5 protein-coding genes, 1 tRNA gene and 2 rRNA genes (1 of these 8 running past the window's edge) are annotated in these 6343 nt (G+C 54.4%); 3 read left to right on the forward strand and 5 right to left on the reverse strand.

All coding sequences use genetic code 11. The annotated features are described in order from the left end of the window. Nucleotides 1-492: 492 nt before the first annotated feature. The gene (locus WG31_RS08265; RefSeq protein ID WP_063354225.1) at nucleotides 493-1713 is read left to right on the forward strand and encodes an HNH endonuclease; all 1221 of its coding nucleotides are present in this window, start codon (nucleotides 493-495) and stop codon (nucleotides 1711-1713) included. Between the two features lie 278 nt (nucleotides 1714-1991). Here the strand turns inward: WG31_RS08265 and WG31_RS08270 are convergent, their stop codons facing one another. Further along, a complete protein-coding gene (locus tag WG31_RS08270; RefSeq protein WP_063354226.1) occupies nucleotides 1992-2924 on the reverse strand; it encodes an SDR family oxidoreductase in 933 nt (310 codons plus the stop codon). A gap of 151 nt (nucleotides 2925-3075) precedes the next feature. On the opposite strand from WG31_RS08270, the gene WG31_RS08275 reads away from it, so the two are divergent. Then, nucleotides 3076-3768, forward strand: a complete 693-nt coding sequence (locus WG31_RS08275; protein ID WP_063354227.1) for a type 1 glutamine amidotransferase domain-containing protein — start codon at nucleotides 3076-3078, stop codon at nucleotides 3766-3768. Here WG31_RS08275 and WG31_RS08280 read toward each other — a convergent pair. Beyond that, on the reverse strand, nucleotides 3765-4277 hold the full coding sequence (locus WG31_RS08280; protein WP_245191486.1) for a MerR family transcriptional regulator: 513 nt from the start codon (nucleotides 4275-4277) through the stop codon (nucleotides 3765-3767). The two genes, WG31_RS08275 and WG31_RS08280, sit on opposite strands and share 4 nt — an antisense overlap. A gap of 92 nt (nucleotides 4278-4369) precedes the next feature. Here WG31_RS08280 and WG31_RS08285 point away from each other — a divergent pair, with 92 nt between their 5' ends. Then, nucleotides 4370-5206, forward strand: a complete 837-nt coding sequence (locus WG31_RS08285; RefSeq protein ID WP_063354229.1) for an alpha/beta fold hydrolase — start codon at nucleotides 4370-4372, stop codon at nucleotides 5204-5206. Between the two features lie 276 nt (nucleotides 5207-5482). On the opposite strand, the gene WG31_RS08290 is transcribed toward WG31_RS08285, so the two are convergent. From WG31_RS08290 to WG31_RS08300, 3 genes are all read right to left on the reverse strand, one after another. Further along, a tRNA-Met gene (locus tag WG31_RS08290) sits at nucleotides 5483-5559 on the reverse strand. Nucleotides 5560-5616: 57 nt separating this feature from the next. Next, nucleotides 5617-5732, reverse strand: a 5S ribosomal RNA gene (gene rrf / locus WG31_RS08295). Nucleotides 5733-5838: 106 nt separating this feature from the next. Continuing rightward, nucleotides 5839-6343: ribosomal RNA gene (locus tag WG31_RS08300) — 23S ribosomal RNA — on the reverse strand (it continues 2238 nt past the right edge of the window).

Consider the following 6343-nt stretch of genomic DNA (forward strand, 5'->3'; position numbering starts at 1 on the left):
ATATCTTTGTAGCCATCATCAATGGCAAGTAAAATTTATAATGGTCATGTCTGCTATATGGAAGACAATTTGACCAACTGTATGACCGAGATGAGGCGACTGCCGCCTGTCAGTTCTCTTGTCATTGAGCAGACAGGCAGCTTAGGGGGGGAACGGAAGGTCTGCTTTTGATAAGGCTATCGGTAAACTGGACACTCAAATGGACGACGCTCGCTAAGATATTGAACCTGTTCGAGGCCGTCCCAGAAACTTGCCGGAATCAGGTATTTGGTTACGGAATAATTAGGAGTTAAACGTTTAATTGAGTGTACGTGTATAAAACATACTCAGTTTGTTAAGCATGACCGATTTCTCTCTATAGTGCGATATTGTTGCCGCTCACTACACACACACCGACGCGAAAAGTTCTTTTGAAGGCAGAAAAAGCTGTAATCGTCCGTGACGTTGGCGCTGGCGTAATTATCGCGTCACAACGGGTAACTGGAGCTAATAATGATTCGGCAGAGGTTATTACAAGACAAGGTGCTTTGCATTTTCTGTGATAATGAAGTGGGCACTCGCACTAAACCTGAACATATTCTGCTCGACGCGTTAGGTGGGCGAATGACGACCAAATGGGCTGATTGCAATCACTGCAATCAATCCTTCGGTGGGACGATCGACAAGGTTCTGCCTGAGCAGTTACGCATGCTCCGCAACATGTTCCAGATGAAAAGCGGGAGCGGTCAACCTCCACCCGGTCTGTCGAAAATCCTCTCATCGACCGGAACGATCACTCTCGATTCTCGTGGTAGACCCAAGCGCGTTGGGGGTAAACCATTCACTATCACACCACTGGGCAACGAGCGCTATGATGTCAGTTTCAGCGTCGATAGCATGGAGGAATTTAGGAAATATGTTGCTCATGCTGCAGCGGCTATAGGCGTAACCGAGGATCATTTCTGGGCCAAAATTGAGGGACAGTACGCTTCCTTTCAGAACGAATATCCCGGCACACTTCACTCTCGGATCCAGTGCGGCGGTGAGGAAGTCGTCCGCTCGATGGTAAAATCTAGCCTAGTCTTGCTGGCAACCCGTGTTGGGACGATGCCTTTAAAAGGCGCGGCTTTTGCCCAAGCCCGTGACTTCGTCGTCAAGGGGAGCGAAGACTTCCTGCAATGCTTCACCGCTGTAGATGCTCGTGATTTTCCTGAATCTGCCTATCAGTATTTTCTGGAAAACCATGGGCCGATGTTCAATCTCATTTATGTCAGAAGCGATGATTATGGGCGAACTCTTGCTTATTATCACGCATTTAACATTGCTTCTTGGCAAATGGTGTTGGCTGAGAAAGGTGGGCCAAGAAATATTGAGATCGGGCTCGCATCCGATCCACTCAATCCGGCACGTTGGGACGGTGATCTGGCCACCAAGGTGTCACTCGATTTCGACTGGCTCAACGCACCCGATGGCAGCAGACTCAATGACGTCTCGCTTGCGCGCGTGTCAACAGTTCTCAAGCTCCATCAGGATGTAAGCCGGGAACGAATTATCCAAAATGTCCTCAATGATGTCCTGGGACACTATTACGATGAAGGTGATATGATCGAGATGGATGAGAAGGGCAGAGCAGCCATAATCGAGATCAGTCAGAAGTTGGTCGCCGCGTTGATGCAGATTCCTACCAAGGAAAAATTTCTATTGAGACGGTCAAAACAACCTGGAGCAGAATAGTCCTACCTAAGGCCTAATAGAGAGAGGTGGCTGGTTCAGACGGAATCTGTGTGCCTGTTTCGCATTTTCCGAATAGATAGGCCGCTAAGGGGGGGGGGAAGCGGCCTGTCCGGTTTCGGAAACAGCCTTCAGGAAGCTGACATCCGTGATATAAGGTTGTGTCACCTAATTCGCGAGCCCTTCCGCGCGCGACGGATTTTTTGATCCGACGTCCGCAGCGTAATTACTCGTCTCTACCAGTCCGGTTCAGAGCGATGGCAGGCGGCTGGGAAGCCGCGTTATCCTCCTCTCCACTCCTTCCTGATCAGGTCCAGACCCTCCTCATATGTCGTTACGGAAAACTCTGGGAAACGGCGTTTGAATTTTGTTGAGTCGAAAAGATTGTCCTGCTCATAACGGGGCAACAGTTCTCTGATTTCCCGCGCCTGTTTTGAGAGAATGCCCGCGATGATCAGTGGCCATTTACCTATAACCGAATAGGAAGGCGTGCGGCCGAAAATCCTGTTCGCCATGGTGACGAATGTCTTATAGGTCGGTCGATCATCACAGCATGGCAGATGCCAGGTCTGGCCATAAGCATCCGGCGTATTACCCAGAGTTGCAAGAGCACGGCTCGCATCAGGCGTCCAAATTAGGGTCCGACGTGTGTCGTCACGGACAGGGACCAGTGGCCTTCTGCCTGCTTTCAGCCTGTCAATGATCAGAGCGTTGGTGAAGCTCTGTGTTTTCCCCGGACCGTAGAATTCCGGTGCGCGGGCGATGAGCACCGGAATGCCTCCCTGTGCCATTTCTTCCAGCACCATGGACGCCATTGCGGCGCGCACCCGTCCTTTCCGACCAACCGGGGCGAAGCGCGTTTCCTCAGTCTGGATCTGGTTGTTCTGAGGATACATGTACGTATTGTCGAAATAGGCAAAACTGGCCCCCGCCGTCCGGCACGCTTGCAAGGCGTTCTTCAGCATGACCGGAAACTGCTCTTCCCAGAGCGTGCTGTCAGGGGGAAGGCCGGCTGTGAAATAGACAATCCGGCTGCCTTTCACCGCCTGCGCCGTCTGCCCTGCATCAAGCAGGTTCGCCGCCATGAGCGTGTCATCGTCATTGACCTTGCGGGGATTGCGGCCCACGAGCCGCAGGCCGCCTGTATGATGCTGATGCAATGTCCGCGCCAGTTCCGTAGCGATCTGGCCATTTGCGCCCAGAATTGTCTGCATGTGGGGCTGCCTCCGTGGTGCCGAGCAGGTTTGCCCATATAACGCTAACGTTGAAGTTAGGTTGAATGTCAAACGACAGATTGACCTTCAACCGGCCTTGAACGTTACAGAATGGCCGTCCGAGGACCTTGCCGCATGAAAGGGACAAGCCATGAGCCGCCATATCCTGCACGTCGCCACCAATATCTCGCATTTTGACAATCCCGCACATCCGACCGGATTGTGGCTGTCGGAACTTACGCATGCCTGGGACGTGTTTGCCGCCAGAGGTTATGAGCAGCGCATTGTCAGCCCCAGGGGGGGCAAGGTTCCACTTGACCCGCGTGCGTTGAAATGGCCGATGCGCGATACCTCCTCCAGAGCCTGGCTGGCCGATCCGGCGAAGATGGCCCTCTTATCTGTAACGGCCTGTCCCGCAGACATCAATCCGCAGGATTATGATGCGATTTACTTCACCGGCGGTCATGGCGTGATGTGGGACTTTCCGAACAGTGAAGGCCTTCAGGTCATCACACGCGCAGTGTGGGAAAAGGGTGGCATTGTTTCCGCTGTCTGCCATGGATATTGCGGGCTTCTGAATACCCGGCTTGAAGACGGTTCTTTTTTAGTGTCCGGGCGCACAATCACCGGATTTTCGTGGACTGAGGAGAGGCTGGCGGGCGTCTCCGGGGAGATACCCTACAACGCGGAAGCTGAAGTGAAGGCGCGAAAAGCGCTTTACGAAAAAGCCCTTCTGCCGTTCATGTCCCATGTCGTGGCGGATGGAAAGCTGGTGACGGGCCAGAACCCCTTTTCCGCCAGAGCGACCGCAGGAAAAGTCGCGTCGCTTCTGGGAAGGCTTTAAGGCGAAACAGCTTTTTTGCTGCGCCCTCTGCTCACGGACAGACGACGATCCGTCCTGTCCAGAAGGCGCACATCGTTAGGCGTGACGTCCAGATTGTCGGAAGGTCCCGCAAGCACATTCGTCAGGACACGATGGGCGTTAGCCGCGCAGTCCATGTCTTCGGGGCGCGCCTGAATGTCCTCCACCAAACGAAGGAGATGCGCCTTGCTCTGGGTCAGACGTGCCTGCAGCGCCTCGATATCCGCAATCTTGCGTGTCAGTGCGTCCATGAGCGCATCATGGTCCCAGTGTTGCAGATCAGAGGGTAGCAGGGTGCGGATTTCATCCAGCGTAAATCCGGCCCGTTGCGCCGTTGTGATGAGCCCCAGAAGCAGCACGGCCTGTGGTGGGTAGGTACGGTATCCGTTGGAACGACGATCAACCGCTGTCAGCAATCCGATGCGCTCATAGAACCGGATTTTTGACGTCGTAAGACCGGTTTTCTGGGCCAGTTCTCCAATCTTCATCATCAGTCTTCTGTTACAAATTCATCTTGACGTTGAACTTATGTTCAACGTTAGCGTCTGAGCATTATCAGTTTTGAATGCTCAGGAGAAGTATCATGTCATTTGTCACGACACTCGACGGTGTAGAGATTTTTTATAAAGACTGGGGACCGAAGGATGCACAGCCTATCGTTTTCCATCATGGCTGGCCACTCAGCGCCGATGACTGGGACACGCAGATGCTGTTCTTCCTGAGCAGGGGCTTTCGCGTCATTGCGCATGACCGCCGTGGTCACGGACGATCTGCGCAGGTGAGCGACGGTCATGACATGGACCATTACGCGGCCGACGCATCGGCAGTTGTGGAACATCTCGACCTGAAAAACGCCATTCATGTCGGGCATTCGACAGGGGGCGGACAGGTTGCCCGCTATGTCGCGCAATACGGTCAGCCGCAGGGACGGGTTACCAAAGTCGTGCTCGTCAGTTCCGTGCCGCCTTTGATGGTCCAAACGGATCGCAGCCCGGAAGGCGCACCGATCCAAGTGCTGGACGGCCTGCGGGCCGGGCTTGCCGCCAACCGCGCGCAGTTCTTCCTCGATGTCCCGACCGGACCGTTCTACGGCTTCAACCGGCCGGGTGCGGAGATCTCGGAAGGCACGATCCGCAACTGGTGGCGGCAGGGCATGATGGGCAGCGCCAAGGCGCATTATGAAGGTATCAAGGGCTTCTCGGAAACAGACCAGACCGAAGATCTGAAGACGATCACGGTGCCGACCCTCGTCCTGCAGGGCGACGACGACCAGGTGGTTCCCTACAAGAACGCGGCTCTGCTCCAGCATCAGTTGATCGCCGGCAGTGTGCTGAAGATCTACCCCGGCTATCCGCACGGCATGCACACGACCCATGCCGACACGATCAACGCCGATATCCTGGCCTTCATCACGGGGTGAGGGTCTCCGCCAGATCTTCGAACGTGATCCCCCCGCCCTGCCACTCCAGTTATGGACAGCAAAAGGGGCAAACTGTCCTGACTCGACAAGGCAAGGTCACACCCTGAAACAGGCGACGGGATACCTCTCTCCACTTTCACGCATTTGTGAGAACCGACAAAAACGCGCCTGATTACTTTTCCGTTTGTTTCCTATGTGTTTCCTGCGCCACATTTCAGGCAACAAAAAACCCGCCTCAAGTGGGCGGGTTTACCGTGTGATATCAAGGACTTGAGATGGTTGCGGGGATAGGATTTGAACCTATGACCTTCAGGTTATGAGCCTGACGAGCTACCGGGCTGCTCCACCCCGCGGTTGTGATTGTGTTGAAATTTGTAGGGGTAGTAAGTTTTGGAAGGGTGGATTGGAAGACCTGGCGGCGACCGACTTTCCCGTGGCTTAAGCCACAGTATCATAGGCGCTGGGGGTTTTCACGGCCGAGTTCGGGATGGGATCGGGTGGATCTCTCCCCGCCATGGCCACCAGGTCATCCAGTCCACCCTGTAAGGGTGTGTGGAAGACGGTTGGTAGAAGAAGTAGGCGTATATATGGATGATTTCTGTGCACGGGCTGTCCTTTTAAGGGGACAGTAAGAGAGTGAGCCTATTGGGTGATTAGGACCAGTTAGCTGCACGTGTTACCACGCTTTCACACCTGGCCTATTAACGTGGTGGTCTACCACGACCCTCAGGGAGACCTAGTTTTGAGGTGGGTTTCCCGCTTAGATGCTTTCAGCGGTTATCCCTTCCATACTTAGCTACCCGGCGGTGCCGCTGGCGCGACAACCGGTGCACCAGAGGTATGTTCATCCCGGTCCTCTCGTACTAGGGACAAATCCTCTCAAGTCTCCAACATCCACGGCAGATAGGGACCGAACTGTCTCACGACGTTCTAAACCCAGCTCACGTACCACTTTAATCGGCGAACAGCCGAACCCTTGGGACCTGCTCCAGCCCCAGGATGTGATGAGCCGACATCGAGGTGCCAAACCTCCCCGTCGATGTGGACTCTTGGGGGAGATCAGCCTGTTATCCCTAGAGTACCTTTTATCCGTTGAGCGATGGCCCTTCCACGCGGGACCACCGGATCACTATGGCC

The sequence above is a fragment of the Acetobacter oryzifermentans genome, assembly GCF_001628715.1.
In the GTDB taxonomy this organism is placed as follows: Bacteria; Pseudomonadota; Alphaproteobacteria; order Acetobacterales; family Acetobacteraceae; genus Acetobacter; species Acetobacter oryzifermentans.